Consider the following 15,995-nt stretch of genomic DNA (forward strand, 5'->3'; position numbering starts at 1 on the left):
CGAGTGTATACGTATACATTTTTTACCGCAACACCTTGTTTTCCTGGTTTGCATACGTATACACTCCTAACCACGAGCCAGTCCGTGTGGCTGGGCTCACTGTCCGGACGAAGACAAAGGAGTCTCTACATGAGCGCCCCCGCGACAATAACCGCACCCCCCGCAATAGATCCCAAGATGCGCCGCAAGGCGCTTGTCTCATCAGTGCTCGGCAGTTGCATCGAGTGGTACGACTTCTACGTTTACGGCGTTGCGGCGGCCATCATCCTCAACACCCAGTTCTTTCCGCAGGTGAACCCGTTCGCGGGCATCCTGCTCTCGTTCAGCACCTATGCCATCGGCTTCGCGGCTCGCCCGATCGGAGGCATCATCTTCGCCCACTTCGGCGACCGGCTCGGCCGGAAGAAGATGCTCATGATGACGCTCGGCCTCATGGGCGCCGGCACCTTCCTCATCGGCTGCCTGCCGAACTTCGCCACGATCGGCATCGCAGCCCCGATCCTGCTGGTGGTCCTCCGGATTGTGCAGGGCATCGGGGTCGGCGGCGAATGGGGCGGCGCCGCACTGATGGCCACGGAATACGCGCCGGCCAAGCGCCGCGGTTTCTTTGGATCCTGGCCCCAGATCGGCGTTCCCGCCGGCACCCTGCTTGCCAACGGAGCATTCTTCATCATGGGTGGCATCATCTCCCCCGAAGACTTCATGGCCTGGGGCTGGCGCATCCCGTTCCTTGTTTCGATCCTGCTGGTCGTACTCTCCTTCTATATCCGCCGCAACGTGGACGAGTCCCCCGCCTTCGAGGAAATCAAGCGCAAGGGCGAAATCGAGAAACTGCCCGTGGTCAAGGTCATCAAGACCCGCCCGCTGACGATCCTCAAGGTCATCATGATGCGGTTCGCGGAGAACGCCAACTACTACATCTATACGACCTTCCTCCTCGCCTACGGTCCTGCCATCCTGCTGGAAAAGAACAACATCCTGCTGGCAACCATGATCATGGCCGGACTCGGTATCTTCTCCATCCCGTTCTGGGGCTGGGTCTCTGACCGGTGGGGCCGCCGCTACACCGTGATCGCGGGTGCCGGCACCATGCTCCTGATGGCCTTCCCGTTCTTCTGGGGCGTCCAGACCGGCGACTTCCTGATGGTGCTGCTGGTCCTGGTCCTGACCTGCAACGTGGGCCGCGACCTGTGCTACTCGGTGGAACCGGCCTACTTCACCGAACTCTTCGAGCCCAAGCTGCGCTATTCGGGCGCCTCCGTCGGCCCGCAGGTGGCCGCAGTCTTCGCCGGAGGTTTCGCTCCGCTGATCGCCACCGCACTCATCGGCCCCGAATTCGACCGGTACTGGCTCGTGGCCCTGTACATGGTGTTCACCTCGGTCATCACGATCGTCGGAGCGCTGTGGTCTCCCGAGACCGCTCCGCAGGTCCGGCTTCGCCGCGGCCTGAGCGCAGAGCACGATCCGACTACCAGCCGCTAAGGGAAAAGCAACACCGGCATCCTGCCGGCACCCGCCTCGGGGCGGGTGCCGGCAGGTGCGCTGCCGGAAGTTTGACTACTCTGAGACAACAACACAGTGTGGCAACGCTGCCGCGGACACGTGCGGCACATGCGACAGAAGCACGATCAACAGAAGGAAGGCGTCCCAATGGTCACCAGCCGCGACGTGGCTGAACTCGCCGGGGTCTCGCAGGCCACTGTCTCGCGGGTCATGTCCTCTTCCGCCAAGCTGTCCCCTGCCACCAGGGCGCGGGTGCAGGCGGCCATGGAAACCCTCGGTTACGTCCCGCATGCCGGCGCCCAGGCGATGAAGACCAGGCGGACCAACACCATCGGCGTCGTAGTGGCAGACCTGACCAACCCGTTCTACCCGGAGGTCCTCGACGAGCTGAGCCGGGAGCTGGACGCTGCCGGGTTCCGGGTGGTCATCTGGAACGCCGGCGGCGGCAGCCACCACGATGCCTTGAAGGCCATCCGGGAACACGCCGTCGACGGCGTCATCTTCACCACCGCCACGGAAGATTCGCTGGAACTCCAGGCCGCCATCGAAAAGAACAGCCCGATCGTGCTGATCAACCGTGTGGTTGAGGGCCTGGAATGCGACCAGGTGACCAGCAGCAACACAGAGGGCGGCGCCGCCGTCGCCGACTACCTGCTGGAGCACGGCAAAAGCCGGGTGGCCTTCATCGGCGGCGCGGAAAACGCCAGCACCTCCCGTGAGCGCGCGCAGGGCTTCCTCGGCAGGATGGCAGAAAAGGGCCATGCCGTTCCCGAACACTTCCGCTTCCACGGCGGGTTTTCTCACGACATCAGCGCCCAGGTCATGGGCAGGCTGCTCTCCCGCGCCGACCGCCCGCAGGCCGTCTTCTGCGCCAACGACCTCATGGCCTTCGGCGCCCTGGACGCCCTCCGTGCCCACAGCATCCAGCCTGAGGACTGCTGGGTGATCGGTTATGACGACGTCGACATGGCAGCCTGGGACTCCTTCAGCCTCACCACCGTCCGGCAGCCCAGCCGCGAAATGGCACGGACTGGGGCCAAGATGCTGCTCGAGCGCATCCACGCCCCGGGCCAACCGGCACGCCGGGTCAACTTCCCGTGCGACCTCATCGTCCGGGGCAGCACCCGGGGCAACGGCAACGCCCTGAAAACCGCCTAAAAGCCCAGCCGAAGACACCGTCCGGTTTCGGCCAGGCGCGGACCATTGCATTTGGGCCACACTCCGGGCACCGCCGGGGCTGTCCGCCGTGCGCCACCATAAACTGATGGTGGCAAAGGAGCGGTGGCGGTGGTCGCTAAAGTTCATCATTGGACGCTGCATTTCCCGGCAGCGGATGTCCCCGTGCTGATGTTCCCCGGGAGGAGCGTCAGCAGTTGCCCAACGGCCGGCGCCCGGGGCAGGCGGCCAGCATGAACAGGGCATCCCGGATGCGGGCCCTTACGGCCATGCTCGCGTTCCTCGCACTCCTCTTGGGTTTCGTCCCCCTCGCACCTCCCGCCCAGGCCGTGTCCCTGCGGGGCCACGACATCTCCTGGCCGCAATGCCCGACGGCGGTCGGCGGCTTTGGCCTGCCCCTGCCGCCCGCATCGTCCCAGTTCGTCATCATCGGCCTGACGAAGGGGCTTCCCTTCACCGAGAACCCGTGCCTTGCCAACCAGGTGAACTGGGCCAGGACCAACAACAAGCCCACGCAGGCGTACACCATGGCGGCCTTCCCCACGCCCGCGCAGTTCGCCACCTACAGGACGCAGGGCCCCTGGTCCTCCGCCACGCGCGCCGGCCAGCTCTCCAACGTGGGGTACGCCGAAGCACGGTTCGCCATCGCCAGCCTGGCCAGGATCGGCTTTGCCCCGCGGGTGGTGTGGATCGACGTCGAACCCCGGCCTGCCCAGCCCTGGCCCACAGCCACGGCGGTGCAGCAGCGTGAAAACCGGTACATCATCGAGGGCCTCATGCGCGGCCTGCGTGATGCGAGATTCTCGTACGGCCTTTACTCGTTTGAGTCAGGGTGGGCAAGCATCACCGGTTCGTGGCGGCTGCCAGGTGTGCCGGTCTGGGCAACGGCCGGCAGGCTCGACTATCCCGGTGAGGCACTGGACCGCTGCCGCCAGCCGAGTTTCTCCGGAGGACGTGTCTACATTTCGCAGTGGTACGACGACACCCGGGACTACGACCTGACCTGCGACCCCTATGCGTTCACCCCTTTGCCCGTTCCGGCGTCGAGCCTCTCCGGGTCGACCGCGGACTTCAATGGCGACTGGAACACGGACATCCTTGCCCGCGTTCCCGCCACCGGCGAGCTGCGGATGTACCCCGGCAATGGCCGCGGCGGCCGGCTCCCCGGGGTGCCCATCGGCAACGGCTGGAACATCTTCAACGCCCTGGAGACTCCGGGCGACTTCAACGGAGACGGCCCGCTGGACGTCCTTGCCCGGGAAACGGCCACCGGCTATCTGTGGCTCTACCGCGGAAACGGCACCGGCGGATTCCTGTCCCGGGTCCGGATCGGCAACGGCTGGAACATCTTTAACGCCATCGTCGGCCCTGGCGATTTCAACGGCGACCAACGGGTTGATCTCCTCGCGAGGGAAACCCGCACCGGGAATCTGTGGCTTTACCGCGGCAACGGCACCGGCGGCTTCCTGCCGCGGGTCCTCATCGGCAACGGCTGGAACATCTTCAGCGCCGTCGTCGGCCCCGGTGACGTGAACAGCGACGGCGCGGCCGACGTCCTGGCGCGGGAGAGCGCAACGGGTGTGCTGTGGCTCTACCGCGGGAACGGCGCGGGCGGCTGGCTGCCCAGGATGAGGGTGGGCAGCGGCTGGAATGTGATGACCGCCGTCGTCAGCCCTGGCGACTTTAACGGCGACCGCCGCCCCGATCTGCTGGCGCGGGACGGTGCCGGCGTGCTGTGGCTCTACCCCGGCAACGGCGCCGGCGGCTTCCTTTCACGGGTCCAGGTGGGTCCCGGCTGGAACGGGCTCGCCCCGCTCTTCTGACAGCTGCCCGGTTTAATACTGGGACTGTGATGCGCATGCTGTAATGCAGATGCCGAAAGCTGGCTCCAGGCGTGCTGAGACCGTGGAGCCAGCCTTACTTCGGCAAGTGTCCCCAGAGATGAAGGCCGTTCAAGCCTCCCCCCAACAAGGTTTGAAGAACACTGCCGGTTTCAGGCTATTCGCATGGAGGGGATGCAGGCAACGGGGCGCGGGCACCTTAAGCCCATCGACCGCTCCATAGGTGCCGTTTCAAGCCGCGATGAGGGCAGCTGAGCGGCAACGGATGCAAGTGAAGCGGTAACGCCACTTAATCCCGCGTGCGCCTGCGTCACATCCCCTGTCCGCCCGGCGGCGGCCGCGTCTAGGCTCGAAACTATGAATAATCACTTCACGGACGAACGGGACAGTTATGGGCGGCTGCTGGTGGACCGGGAGGTGTGGCGCCAGGCTACAACGCTTGCCGCCGCCGGTGAACTGACGGCGCGCTGGCTGGAAGGCAAGAGCGAGTACCAGGCGGGAACGCTTGCGCCTGGGTTCGACGACGAGACCGGGCCGATCGCGGGCCGGCTCGCCGACATCAACCGCAGCGGATTCTTCACGAAGGAGTCCCAGCCGGGGCTGGCCGCGGACGCCCGCCTTAAGCAGCGGGAGTACGTGACCGGGTTCTGCTCCGCGGAATCGGCGCGGCAGCTGCTGCAGCTTTCTGCACAGACGGAGTTCGTCGCCGTGGCCCATGCCCCGGGGGAAGCGAGCAGTGCCTCAATTCCCGTAACGCTCGACGGCGGCGAGGTGGTCACGGTGCTGGGGACCAGCGAGACCCCGATCGAGTCCGACCAGATCCGCGACTGGGCGGAGGAAAGCAACGAGACACTGGCCCTCCTCCTCGCCGACTCCTGGTACGTCGAAGTGCTCGACCCCGTCTGGGGACGCGACCAGCACCTCCTTCCTGCGGTCCTCGGTGCCCTGACGTCGGGGCCGGAGGGTTTTTGACACGTTTATTTTGAAGGAATGCGTCGTCCGGTGAACCTGCGGGGCCCCGGATTAACGTCCACGAACCCCGGTGAACCTGCGCGACGGCGGGCGTTGTGGCGGCCTGAGCCCCTCCGTAATCTCGGTGCAACGCCTCCACCGACCACCGAAGGAACACCATGACAACTCCGCAGGAAAACCCCGGATCCACCCGCATCACCGCCGGAGGGAACGCCACCCCGAAGCGCCCCCGCCGGCTTCAGGCCGGCATCGCCGTCGGCGTCCTCGCCCTCCTCGGGACCAGCGCGGCAGTCGCAACCACCGCTGCCCGCAGCACCGGGACCGCTACCGCCAACACTGCCGCCACCAGCCCCGCCGCGGAATTGAAGCTGGGTTACTTCGGCAACATCACGCACGCCCCCGCCCTGGTGGGCGTCAACGAAGGCTTCATCGAGAAGAACCTGGGCACCACCAAGCTCAGCACCCAGGTGTTCAACGCCGGCCCCGCCGCGGTTGAAGCGCTCAACGCCGGTGCTATCGACGCGACCTACATCGGCCCGAACCCGGCCATCAACTCGTTCGTCAAAAGCAACGGCGAATCCATCAGCATCATCGCCGGGGCGGCCTCGGGCGGGGCGCAGCTCGTGGTGAAGCCGGAGATCAAGACAGCAGCTGACCTGAAGGGCAAGACCCTGGCCTCGCCCCAGTTGGGCGGCACCCAGGACGTGGCGCTGCGCGCCTGGCTGGGCAAGCAGGGCTACAAGACCCACCCCGACGGCGGCGGGGACGTTGCGATCAATCCCACGGAGAACGCGCAGACGCTGAAGCTGTTCCAGAACGGCAAGCTCGACGGCGCGTGGGTGCCCGAGCCGTGGGCGTCCCGGCTGGTGCTGCAGGCGGGCGCCAAGGTCCTGGTGGACGAGAAGGACCTCTGGGACGGGACCGGAACGGGCAAGCCGGGAGAGTTCCCCACCACCATCCTGATCGTGAACAGGAAATTTGCGGCCGAACACCCCGATACCGTGCAGGCGCTCCTCAAGGGCCATGTTGAAGCGGTGCGGTGGCTCAACGGCACTCCGGCCGCCGAAAAGGCCACCAAGGTGAATGCGGCACTCAAGGACGTGGCCGGCAAGGCGCTTGCACAGGACGTCATCGACCGCTCGCTGCAGAACATCCTGTTCACGGTGGACCCCCTGGCCGGCGCTTTCAAGAAGCTGCTGCAGGACGGCGTGGAGGCAGGCACCACGAAGCAGGCCGACATCAACGGCATCTTCGACCTCACCGCGCTGAACGGCGTGACAGCAGCACAGAACAACGCAGCAGAGAACAACGCCGGGCGGAACAGTGCTGGGAAGGACGATGCAGGGCAGAAGGTGTCCGCCGCCGGACTCGGCAAGGACTGACTGCGGCCCAACAACAACCAAACGGCGGCGGTAAAGAACCAGCCAAAGGAGACCCGGCGGGAATCGTGAACTGGTCCCCGAAAGTTGGACTCTCAAATTTGTGAGGTCTCCACTTTAGCGGCCAGCGACCGGCTCTTCTGAGAAGGCTCCGTCCCCACTTGGGACGGAGCCTTCTTCGCGTGGCAGTATGCGGTCGTCAACAGGTGCTGTCCGCGGGCGTGTTGGCTGACATATGTCTCTCTAGGTGGTGCGCTTGACGGCTCGACGGTAGAACCACACGGGATTGCCGAAGCGGCGCCCGGGGTCACGATCGAGGAGAACGAGGAGATCCGCCGGCTGCGGGCGGAGAACCGTTGGCTGCGTGAGGACGTGGCGATCCTGAAGGCGGCCACAGCATTCTTCGTCGGGGAGTTCGACCCCCGCAACGGCTGATCGTCGCCTTCATCGACGAGCAGCGTTCACCTGACGGTTCTGACCGACCGGGTTGAGGGTTGCATCGTTGGTCACCGGGCGGAGATCCGCCCCATCCCGCCGTCCGCCTGCAACGCCATGTCAGGGTCCGCTAGGCGCAGCCCATCGCGGTGGTCTCGCCGCGAGGGTCGAGTGATCCGCTACTGGGCCCATGCCGCGATCCGTTCCGCGATCGCCTTGGGGGCCTCGATGTGCAGGAAGTGACCGACGTCGGGGATGACCTCCAGCGCGTGCGGGGCGGCGAACCGATGTCGGTCGTCGACCTGCGGGGGGAGGAAGCAGCCGTCGTCGGCACCGTGGAGCTGCAGCAGGGGCACCGTGATCGGCTGAGATAGGCGGCGCGTCGCCCCAAGCATGCCGGGTCGCAGCATCGCCCGGTAGTACTTGAGGGGCGCGGGCATGCTCGCCCGCAGGTGCTCGTGTAGCTCCGCCTGGAGAGCTGGATCGAGCGAGAGGTTGGGCGACCACTGACGCCAGAGGCGGTCGATGAGGGCGAGATCGCGGGCGGTGGCTATCCAGCCGCTTCCCGGCAGTTGAAAGAGCCCCATGTACCAGCTCCGGCGTAGCTGAGCGAGGCGCGGCCGGCTCAGGAACGTGATTGGGTGGGGGATTGCGAGCGTGACCGCGCGTTCGATCCGCTCCGGCGCGGTGACGCAGGCATCGTATGTGATCACGGCGCCCCAGTCGTGGCCGACCAACTCCACGGCTCGCCCCGGAGACCAGCGGTCGATCAGCGCGAGCACGTCGCTGGTGAGGGATGCGAAGTCGAACGGCCCCACGGTGGGGGATGGCGCGTAACCGCGAAGCCAGGGTGCGAGGACGTGACGTCCGCGGCGGCCGAGCTCGGCGAGGAAGGGCGTCGCGGTCGGCGGATGGTCCGGGAAGCCGTGCAAGACGAGCGTCGGCTGACCATCGGGGTCACCACCCTGCAGCGCGTCAAAGGTGCCGTTTGGCAGGTCGAAGGTGACGTGTTCGAACTCCATGTGTGTCAGCCTTTTCCAAGAGTGGTCAGACGGGAGAAGCTGATGCTTGCTTCGGTCTGTCTGGTTTTGGACATGGGCGTCTGCTCAGGCGCCGGGTGAACTACGCGGTCAGCTGGCCAGTCGGTTGAGCTTGCGGATTTGTTTGTCGAAGGCGCGCGAGGGCACGATCCTGCGCAGGAGGCTGACGCGTGCGGCCATCGAGCCGGCGGTGTACCGGAGCTTGGGCTTGGAGTCGGTGGAGGCCGCGACGATAACCTTCGCGACCACGTCCGGGTCGTCGGCGGTGCGCAAGGCGGTGGCCAGCACGTCTCGGGAGACCTCCCGCTGTGCGGCGTAGATCGGCAGGGGCGAGTCGGGTGCCAGGCTGCTCGCCTCGAAACTCGTGCTTGTGTAGGCCGGCTCGACCAGCAGGATCCGGACGCCGTGCTCGCGAAGTTCGTGGTCGACGGACTCGGAGTAGCCCTCGACCGCATGCTTGGTGGCGGCGTAGATGGCAGTGAAGGGGGCTGGGATCAGACCGAGTACCGAGGAGACGTTGACCACGCGGCCACTGCCCTGGGCGCGCATGTGGGGCAGCACTGCGTTTGTCATCCGCATCAGGCCGAAGACGTTGATGTCGAAGACCTCCTTGGTCTGGTTGATCGAGTTCTCCTCGCCGGCGCCGACCGCGCCCACGCCTGCGTTGTTGACCAGGACGTCGATCCGGCCGAACTGCTCGATCACCTCCTCGACCAGGGAGCGGACCGACTCGTCGCTGGCCACGTCAAGATCGAGGAGCGTCACCCCGGCGAGCGGCCCGGCGTTCGCCGCGTTGCGGCTCGTGCCGACCACCGCGAAGCCGGCGTCCACGAGGGTGAGCGCTGCTGCCCGCCCGATTCCGGAGGAGGCGCCCGTCACGAGGGCCACTGGGGGAGCTGTCTGCATGTTGGTTCCTTCGGTTGTGGGCATGACGTTGTGGCTGGACAAGGTCGGGTGATCCGAGGATCAGTTGGCTGGTAGTGGGTCGGTGTGGCCGTTGAGTGCCTTCTCGACGTCGGCGGGGACCAGGTACTGGTTGTTGAGCGCGATGGCGGCGGCGGATCCGGCGGCCGCGGCGTTGATCAGCTGGGCGGTGGGGTCCACGACGTTGCCGGGGGCCCACACGCCGTCGATGCTGGTGCGACCGGTGCGATCGGTGGCGACCCAGCCCTCGTCATTAACTTCGCAGCCCAGGGCGGTCAGGATTTCGTCGGACGGTACGAAGCGTGGGCCGACGAACAGCGCCGTGCGTCTGACCATCGGACCCTCGGCGAGCTCGACACCGCGGACGCCGGTCTCGTCGGACACGATCCGCGTCACTTCGCCATCGACGATCCGGACGCCGCGAGCGGCCAACAGCTCCCGCTCGTGGGCCTCCAGTTCGATCCGGTGGGGAAAGAACACCATATCGTCGGACCACTGCCGGATCAGCTGCGCCTGGCGCAGGCTGAACGCACGGTCCTCCCCTCCGATCACCCCGAGCGCGCTGTCCCGTACCTCGTAGCCGTGGCAATACGGGCAAAAATGCACATCCTGGCCCCACCGCTGGCGCAGGCCCGGGATCTCGGGGAGCTCATCGCGGAGCCCCGTGGCTACCACCACCGCGCGTGTGTCCAGCCGCCCGCCCTCGGCCAGGCGCACGGCGAACCGCTCCCCTTCGAGGCGGTCGATGCCGACCGCTCGGCCCGACAGCAGCTCCCCGCCGTAGCTGGCGACCTCTCGCCTGCCCGTGGACAACAGCTCGGCCGGGTCCATGCCGTCGCGGGACAAGAAGCCGTGCAGGTGCGACGCCGGGGCATTACGCGGTTCGCCGGCATCGACCACCACCACCCGGCGTCGGGACCGCCCCAACATCAACGCCGCGGACAACCCAGCTACCCCGCCACCGACCACTACCACGTCGTACTCCGCCATAACACTCACCCTTCCGGATCAAAACCGACAAAACCTCTAGAGGAAAGTTCTACCACAGGTACCGAGGATTATTCTACTCCGGGCAAGATGGACCAATGATCAGGACCCCGCGGCGCGAGTGGACCTGGTCCTGGTCGACGAACTACACAACCTGAACCTGGCCACCGCCGGCCGGGGAGGACATGCCTGATCACCTCAAATACCTCACAGTGCGCGGCTTGCGTCCGAGTATGCGTTTGACGAAGTCGTTGCGGGCCCAGACGACCTCGTTCTCCCGCTCGTATTCGAGGAACTCCACTCACGCTGCAGCGGCGGCGATATCCAGACTTTTCATCCGCACGCCCGCACTGTTGGTCCTCATCTTGGCGACCAGCCGGCCGGCGATCGGCAGCCGGGCGAGGCGAATCATCGCGGACCGAAGCAGCAACTCGGCGCGGTTGCCTGGGGTGAAGAAACTGCGCATGTTCACACCGCTGCCGAGGTGGTGGTCGACGAACGGGCGCAGGTGGTCCTCCCAGTCCTGCAGCGCTCGTGGCACGTCGTGCGGGTGGCGTTCGAGCATGGTGCCGAGCAGGTCGGCCCCGGCCAGGCCGGTGGATGCCCCCATGCCGGAGTAAACGGTCAGGCACCACGCGGCGTCGCCGACGAGCACGACTCGGCCGCGGTGCCAGTGGTCGAGGTGCACCTGCTCGGCGGAGTCGAACAGGTGGTCCGGGGCCTTCTCGAACTGGTCGAGCAGCCAACCGAGCGTGGAGCCGGTGGGCTCAGGGCCGTAAGCGGCGCGCAGCGAGTCGATGGCTGGCCGGGTGAACTCGGCGTCCACGTCGTCGGTGCGGTAGGAGAGCAGCACCGTCGGCGGACGGTCAGCGAACGGGAACACCCACGCCGATCGGCCCTCCTCGGCCATGATCAGCCCGTCCTGTAGGCGGTAGCCGGGTACCGCCTCGGGCAGGCTGTACGCGGCGATCATGTAGTTCATTGGACGGATCGGGCTCTGCTCGGGCTCGAACGCGAGCCGGCGCACCGTCGAACGCAGTCCGTCTGCCCCAACCACCAGGTCGAACCGTTCGACGATCGTCGTCTCCGTCGTCAGGTCGCGGATCTCTACGTCCACCCCGTCGAGGTACTGGTCCAGCGCGATCGGCACGGTCGAGTACCGGATCTCCACTTCGTCGGGCAGGGCGGTGAAGGCCGCGTCTTCGATGTCGCCCCGCAACACCAGTCGAGACCCGCCGAACACATCGGCGTAGCTCAGACCGCGGCGGCGCCGGCCCGTGCGGTCGACTTCATAGCTCACGGCTTCCGGAGCGAAGCGATTCGGCACCGCATCGGCGATGCCCAGCCGTTCGGCGGCGGCGACCCCCGTCCCGAACAGGGCGATGAAGTATCCGCCGCGGCGCCGCTCGGGGGCCTTCTCCAGCACCACCACGTCCCAGCCCGCGCGATGCAGTCGCAGCGCGGAGGCTGTCCCGCTGATTCCGAGGCCCACTACGAGGGCCCGCTGTCCCGATGTCGTGTTCTTGTCCATGACCCCGCCACCGTCCACTTCCACGTCGTACTCCGTCATAACACTCACCCTCCATGATTAACCGAAAAAACCTCTAGAGGAAAGTTCTAGCACAGATACCGAGGAATGTTCTACTTCGGGTAGGATGGACCAATGACTAGTACCCCCACTGCCAGCACGGGCCATCGGGCCAGGCCCGGCTCGCGCCGCGAGGACATCGCGGCCGCCGCGATCGAGCTGTTCCTCGACCGGGGTGTCCCGGCGACCCGGGTGGAAGACATCCTGGCCGCGGCCGGCGTGAGCGTGGGCAGCTTCTACCACCACTTCCGCGACAAGCACAGCCTGGCCGCCACCGTCTATCTGGAACACCTGCAGCGCTTCCATCGCGACCTGCTCGTCGAGCTTGACCGCCACGCGCGCACCGAGGACGCCGTCCGCGGTCTGGTGGTGGCCTTCCTACGGTGGGCCGGGGCCGATCCGCGCGCTATGCAGTACATGCATCAGTGCCGCGAGCCGAGCGTCACCGAGATATCCGGAGGCGAAGAAGCCCGGCTCAAGGAAAGCTTTTACGGTCGGCTCGCCGGCTGGCTCGGTGAACGCGCCGCGACCGGGGAGCTACGATCGCTGCCGCACGAGCACAGCCTTGCGCTATGGCTCGGGCCCGCCGAACAGCTCGTTCGGGCCGCCATCGAACCCTCCGGGCATTCCACCACACCGGAGACAGACGCCCTGGCCGCACACCTCACCCACGCCGAACGAGTCCTCGCCGACGCCGCATGGGAAGCCCTTCGACACCCCGCGCCGGGCGACACTGCCGATCAAACGCGCTAGTAGCGGCCAGCGGCGGCGCGACAGCAACCACAATCCCCGCCGATCTGGGACGAGGACGAGGACAGCGGCCCTCGGCTTCCGCAACCTCACCAACTACATCGCGCGATGCCTGCCCGAGACCGGAGGCTTCGACCCCGACTAACACCGCGGATTGGGATGAGCCCCTTTAGTTGGCCACTTTCGGACTTTGCTCATTTCCAGAGCCTAACTGCCGGGTCAATGGAGCCTGCCCGGAAGACAAGAGCCAGGTGGCTATCTAGCTTCGAAAACAGCCCCAGAGAAGCGCTGCGGCTAACTAGAGGCCTAAGCCGCGAGCATCTGAGCACGGTACTGTACCGGGCACAAGCCATTTAGCTTTGTGGAGATTCTCTCGGTGTTATACCAGCGGATGTATTCGTGCAGCGCTGCCGCAAGTGCCTCCGTGCTGAGGAATTGGACACGGTGGAAGAGCTCTTCCTTGATGTGTCCAAAGAAGTTCTCCATGACGGCGTTGTCGTAGCAGTTGGCTTTGCGGGACATCGATTGGACCGCGCCGGCGTCCGCCAAAAGTGTGCGCCAAGAGTTGTGCTGATATTGGAATCCCTGGTCGGAGTGCACGAGGGGTTTCTGCCCGTTTCCAGCGTGGCCAAGGCGCCGCGCAGTGAGGCGTTGGCCAGTTCCAGGTTGGGTGACGTCCCAATGGCATAGGAGATGATCTGCCGGTCAAAAAGGTCCATGATCGGTGAGAGGTAGAGCTTCCGGTCCCCGACGCTGAACTCTGTCACGTCTGTGACCCACTTCTGGTTTGGGGCATCCGCTTCGAACTGGCGTTTCAGTAGGTTAGGGGCCACGATGCCCTGCTCGCCCCGGTACGAGTTGTATCGCTTCCTGCTTCGGACCTTGCAAACCAGCCGCAGGGTACGCATCAGCTTCAGCACGGTCTTTTTGGCGACCGTCCATCCTTGTTTGAGGAGTTGGATGTGGATCCGGCGGTGCCCGTACCGGCCGTGGTTCTTCTTGAAAACCTTTGTGATGGCTGCCTTCAGGGGAGCCCGACCATCGGGGCCTTGGAGGCGGGACTGGTGGTAGAAGAACGTGGACCGGGCTAACCCGGCTACGTCCAGGAGAACTTCCAACCGGTGTTCAGCCTTGAGAGCGATGACAGCGCGGACCTTTGGCGCTGTTCCTCGTCCCTCAAGGCGTTTACTTTTCCCAGGAAGGCCACCTCTGCGCGAAGGCGTTCATTCTCTCGGCGCAGTCGCTCTACCTCAGACTCAGGTTTCCTTGCTGTCCCGGGATTCGTCTTCGGTACTGTCGCGCCCACTTCTCGAGCAACAGCGGTGAGGACAGCCCAAGCTCTTTCGTCAGGGCGACTTTGGGCTCACCCGCGCGGTATCGCTGCACAGCATCAAGTTTGAACTCAAACGAAAATACCAGTCGTGTTGGCTTCGCCACCAGCGTCGTGCCTCCGCGTATCCGCCATCGACCATACAAACGCTTGATGGCACCTCTACCTACTCCGAGTCGGGTCGCTACCGCCCAAGCACCCCAACCCGTTTCAAACAACGCTACCGCGGCCTCGCGCTGCTTCTCGGACAACGAACTTCTTCCATACATAGAACTGCTCCCCGAAAGTCAGAACTGATTTCTCAGTCCAACTTTCGGGGAGCAGTTCATCATCCCGCCGGGTCTCCTTCTGTGTGCAATCCTGCTTGTGTTTGCTCCTGCCCTACAGGGCTCCCTGCAGGTCCGGGGCGGTGTAGAACGCCACATGCTCCTTCAGGAGATAGTGGAACACCCGACCTGCCGGCGCTTCCTCGCAGCCGAGGAACTCGGCGGCAGCCCATGGCCCGGCCGCCACCGCACTCGCCCAGGCGTGGGCCTCCTCCCGGAGGATCCCGGCATCTGGCCTGCCGCCCGCCGACTGCCGGTAGACCGGCCGCCCGGCCGCCTGCCATCCACCAATTGAATTTCCGGCAACAAGGCGAAGCACCACGGTGATGCCTACCGACGCCGCCAGGGCGGCCGGCCGCCACCCGGTAAAGCCAACGATTTCCACCGTCACTCCGGACGACGCAAGGGAAGGCCGGCGGGCCATGGCTGTCGCAGCCCCTTCCAGGCCGCCGGTGCCGATGTCCTGCCGGATGAGGGACAACACCTGGTTCCGGAACAGGCTGAGTTCCGCGCTGCATTCCGTGCGTATCCGCTGAGCCAAAGCCGTGATCATCAAAATGTCCCCGTTCTGTTTGATGCCTGTGCACCTAACCAACCACCGGAACCGGCGGCCCACAATGCTTGCGGACACGCACGGACTCCGGGCGCAACACGGCTTAACACGCATCTACAGTGCGTAAAGAGATGCGTAAAGAACAGGGACTATGAACCGGCCGGCAATGGCTCACGCGGAGCCCGCCGCCGCTTGGTCAGTCGTCGGGGCTCTGGCTCAGAACCTGGAAGTCCTTGCCCACAGCCACTTCAACTTCTGAACCGTTCGCAAGGCGCACCTCAACCTCGTAGGCGGAATTCGGGTTCTCGTCCCGCTCCACTTCAGTCACCGTGCCCTGGCCCACCTTTGCCAGTGCGGCCTGGACCGCCTTGTCACGGTCGGTCTGGCTCAGAGGGCTCTGCGTGCTTCCGTCCACACTCCCGTCGTCGTCAAAGGGGTTCACGGCAGCTGCGGCAACCGTTGCGCCTCCCAGCACCAGCCCGGCTACTGCGGCCCCGATGATCCACGTTCTCTTGCGCATGACACGTCACTCCTCTCAAGGACTTTTCCAGTCTGCGCCCGTCAACTGGCACACGCAACGCTTAATTAGTTGAGGCCAAGGAGGCGGACAGTGGAGGACAAAGGCCCGTCTCCGCGGACACTGATGCAGGGGTTAGCGTTCGAAGATTCCGGTGATCGTCGCGGTTCCGAGCAGGTGCTGCGAAAGCTGCTGTCCCAGGCTGGCCGGATCTGTGTCCGCTGCGACGCCAAGGTCCTCAACATCCAGCGCGTAAACCGTCATGAAGTAGCGGTGCCGGCCGTGACCGGGCGGCGGCGCGGCGCCCACATAACCGCGGAAGCCGGCGTCGTTCGGCAGCTGCACGGCGCCCTGCGGGAGCTGCGGGCCGGCCTCGGCACCTGCGCCCTCCGGCAGGGAGGCGATGTCAGCGGGAATGTTGACCGCCGCCCAGTGCCAGTAACCGCGGGCACCCGGTGCATCGGGATCGAACACCGTGACGGCGAAACTCCTGGTCTCCGGCGGCGCCCCGCTCCAGCTCAGCTGCGGCGAACTGTCAGAACCGCCCGCGTGCAGCCGGCCGCTCCGCTGCGGCGGCGCCAGGGTGGCGCCGTCCTCGAAGGACCTGCTGGAAAGCTGGAAAGAGGGGACGTCGGGAAGGTTCGAAAAGGGACCGTCGGATGTCATAACTGCCT

Annotated in this window: 14 protein-coding genes and 2 pseudogenes; 7 read left to right on the forward strand and 9 right to left on the reverse strand. The window is 65.6% G+C overall.

Features of this window, described 5'->3' with window-relative positions; translation table 11 throughout:
- Positions 1–129: 129 nt before the first annotated feature.
- The 6 genes and pseudogenes from ACIP9X_RS02495 to ACIP9X_RS02520 all read left to right on the forward strand — a co-directional run.
- Entirely contained in the window at positions 130–1,482 is a 1,353-nt protein-coding gene (locus tag ACIP9X_RS02495) for an MFS transporter (protein ID WP_400478134.1), read from the forward strand.
- 168 nt (positions 1,483–1,650) lie between these two features.
- On the forward strand, positions 1,651–2,661 hold the full coding sequence (locus tag ACIP9X_RS02500; protein WP_400478135.1) for a LacI family DNA-binding transcriptional regulator: 1,011 nt from the start codon (positions 1,651–1,653) through the stop codon (positions 2,659–2,661).
- A gap of 251 nt (positions 2,662–2,912) precedes the next feature.
- A complete protein-coding gene (locus ACIP9X_RS02505) occupies positions 2,913–4,502 on the forward strand; it encodes an FG-GAP-like repeat-containing protein (protein WP_400478136.1) in 1,590 nt (529 codons plus the stop codon).
- Positions 4,503–4,877: 375 nt separating this feature from the next.
- Positions 4,878–5,492 (forward strand): DUF6919 domain-containing protein, encoded by a 615-nt coding sequence (locus ACIP9X_RS02510; RefSeq protein WP_400478137.1) that lies wholly within the window; start codon positions 4,878–4,880, stop codon positions 5,490–5,492.
- Positions 5,493–5,650: 158 nt separating this feature from the next.
- On the forward strand, positions 5,651–6,874 hold the full coding sequence (locus tag ACIP9X_RS02515) for an ABC transporter substrate-binding protein (protein ID WP_400478138.1): 1,224 nt from the start codon (positions 5,651–5,653) through the stop codon (positions 6,872–6,874).
- Between the two features lie 300 nt (positions 6,875–7,174).
- Positions 7,175–7,335: pseudogene (locus ACIP9X_RS02520) on the forward strand (IS3 family transposase); the annotation flags it as partial.
- Positions 7,336–7,485: 150 nt separating this feature from the next.
- Here ACIP9X_RS02520 and ACIP9X_RS02525 read toward each other — a convergent pair.
- From ACIP9X_RS02525 to ACIP9X_RS02540, 4 genes are all read right to left on the reverse strand, one after another.
- On the reverse strand, positions 7,486–8,328 hold the full coding sequence (locus tag ACIP9X_RS02525; protein ID WP_400478139.1) for an alpha/beta fold hydrolase: 843 nt from the start codon (positions 8,326–8,328) through the stop codon (positions 7,486–7,488).
- Positions 8,329–8,436: 108 nt separating this feature from the next.
- Entirely contained in the window at positions 8,437–9,252 is an 816-nt protein-coding gene (locus ACIP9X_RS02530; protein ID WP_400478140.1) for an oxidoreductase, read from the reverse strand.
- Between the two features lie 60 nt (positions 9,253–9,312).
- The gene (locus ACIP9X_RS02535; RefSeq protein ID WP_400478141.1) at positions 9,313–10,260 is read right to left on the reverse strand and encodes an NAD(P)/FAD-dependent oxidoreductase; all 948 of its coding nucleotides are present in this window, start codon (positions 10,258–10,260) and stop codon (positions 9,313–9,315) included.
- Positions 10,261–10,558: 298 nt separating this feature from the next.
- Positions 10,559–11,827: an FAD-dependent monooxygenase gene (locus ACIP9X_RS02540; RefSeq protein ID WP_400478142.1), complete on the reverse strand. Its 1,269-nt coding sequence runs from the start codon at positions 11,825–11,827 to the stop codon at positions 10,559–10,561.
- 93 nt (positions 11,828–11,920) lie between these two features.
- Here ACIP9X_RS02540 and ACIP9X_RS02545 point away from each other — a divergent pair, with 93 nt between their 5' ends.
- Positions 11,921–12,598 (forward strand): TetR/AcrR family transcriptional regulator, encoded by a 678-nt coding sequence (locus ACIP9X_RS02545; RefSeq protein WP_400478143.1) that lies wholly within the window; start codon positions 11,921–11,923, stop codon positions 12,596–12,598.
- 303 nt (positions 12,599–12,901) lie between these two features.
- On the opposite strand, the gene ACIP9X_RS02550 is transcribed toward ACIP9X_RS02545, so the two are convergent.
- From ACIP9X_RS02550 to ACIP9X_RS02570, 5 genes and pseudogenes are all read right to left on the reverse strand, one after another.
- A complete protein-coding gene (locus ACIP9X_RS02550; RefSeq protein ID WP_400478144.1) occupies positions 12,902–13,195 on the reverse strand; it encodes a transposase in 294 nt (97 codons plus the stop codon).
- Between the two features lie 77 nt (positions 13,196–13,272).
- Positions 13,273–13,713: pseudogene (locus tag ACIP9X_RS02555) on the reverse strand (IS3 family transposase); the annotation flags it as partial.
- A 593-nt stretch (positions 13,714–14,306) separates the two neighbouring features.
- Positions 14,307–14,804, reverse strand: a complete 498-nt coding sequence (locus tag ACIP9X_RS02560; protein WP_400478145.1) for a hypothetical protein — start codon at positions 14,802–14,804, stop codon at positions 14,307–14,309.
- Between the two features lie 196 nt (positions 14,805–15,000).
- Positions 15,001–15,324, reverse strand: coding sequence for a PepSY domain-containing protein (locus tag ACIP9X_RS02565; RefSeq protein WP_400478146.1), 324 nt, complete (start codon positions 15,322–15,324; stop codon positions 15,001–15,003).
- 132 nt (positions 15,325–15,456) lie between these two features.
- The gene (locus ACIP9X_RS02570) at positions 15,457–15,987 is read right to left on the reverse strand and encodes a YbhB/YbcL family Raf kinase inhibitor-like protein (protein WP_400478147.1); all 531 of its coding nucleotides are present in this window, start codon (positions 15,985–15,987) and stop codon (positions 15,457–15,459) included.
- Positions 15,988–15,995: the final 8 nt, after the last annotated feature.

The sequence above is a fragment of the Arthrobacter sp. NPDC093125 genome (assembly GCF_044754225.1).
Classification (GTDB): domain Bacteria; phylum Actinomycetota; class Actinomycetes; order Actinomycetales; family Micrococcaceae; genus Arthrobacter.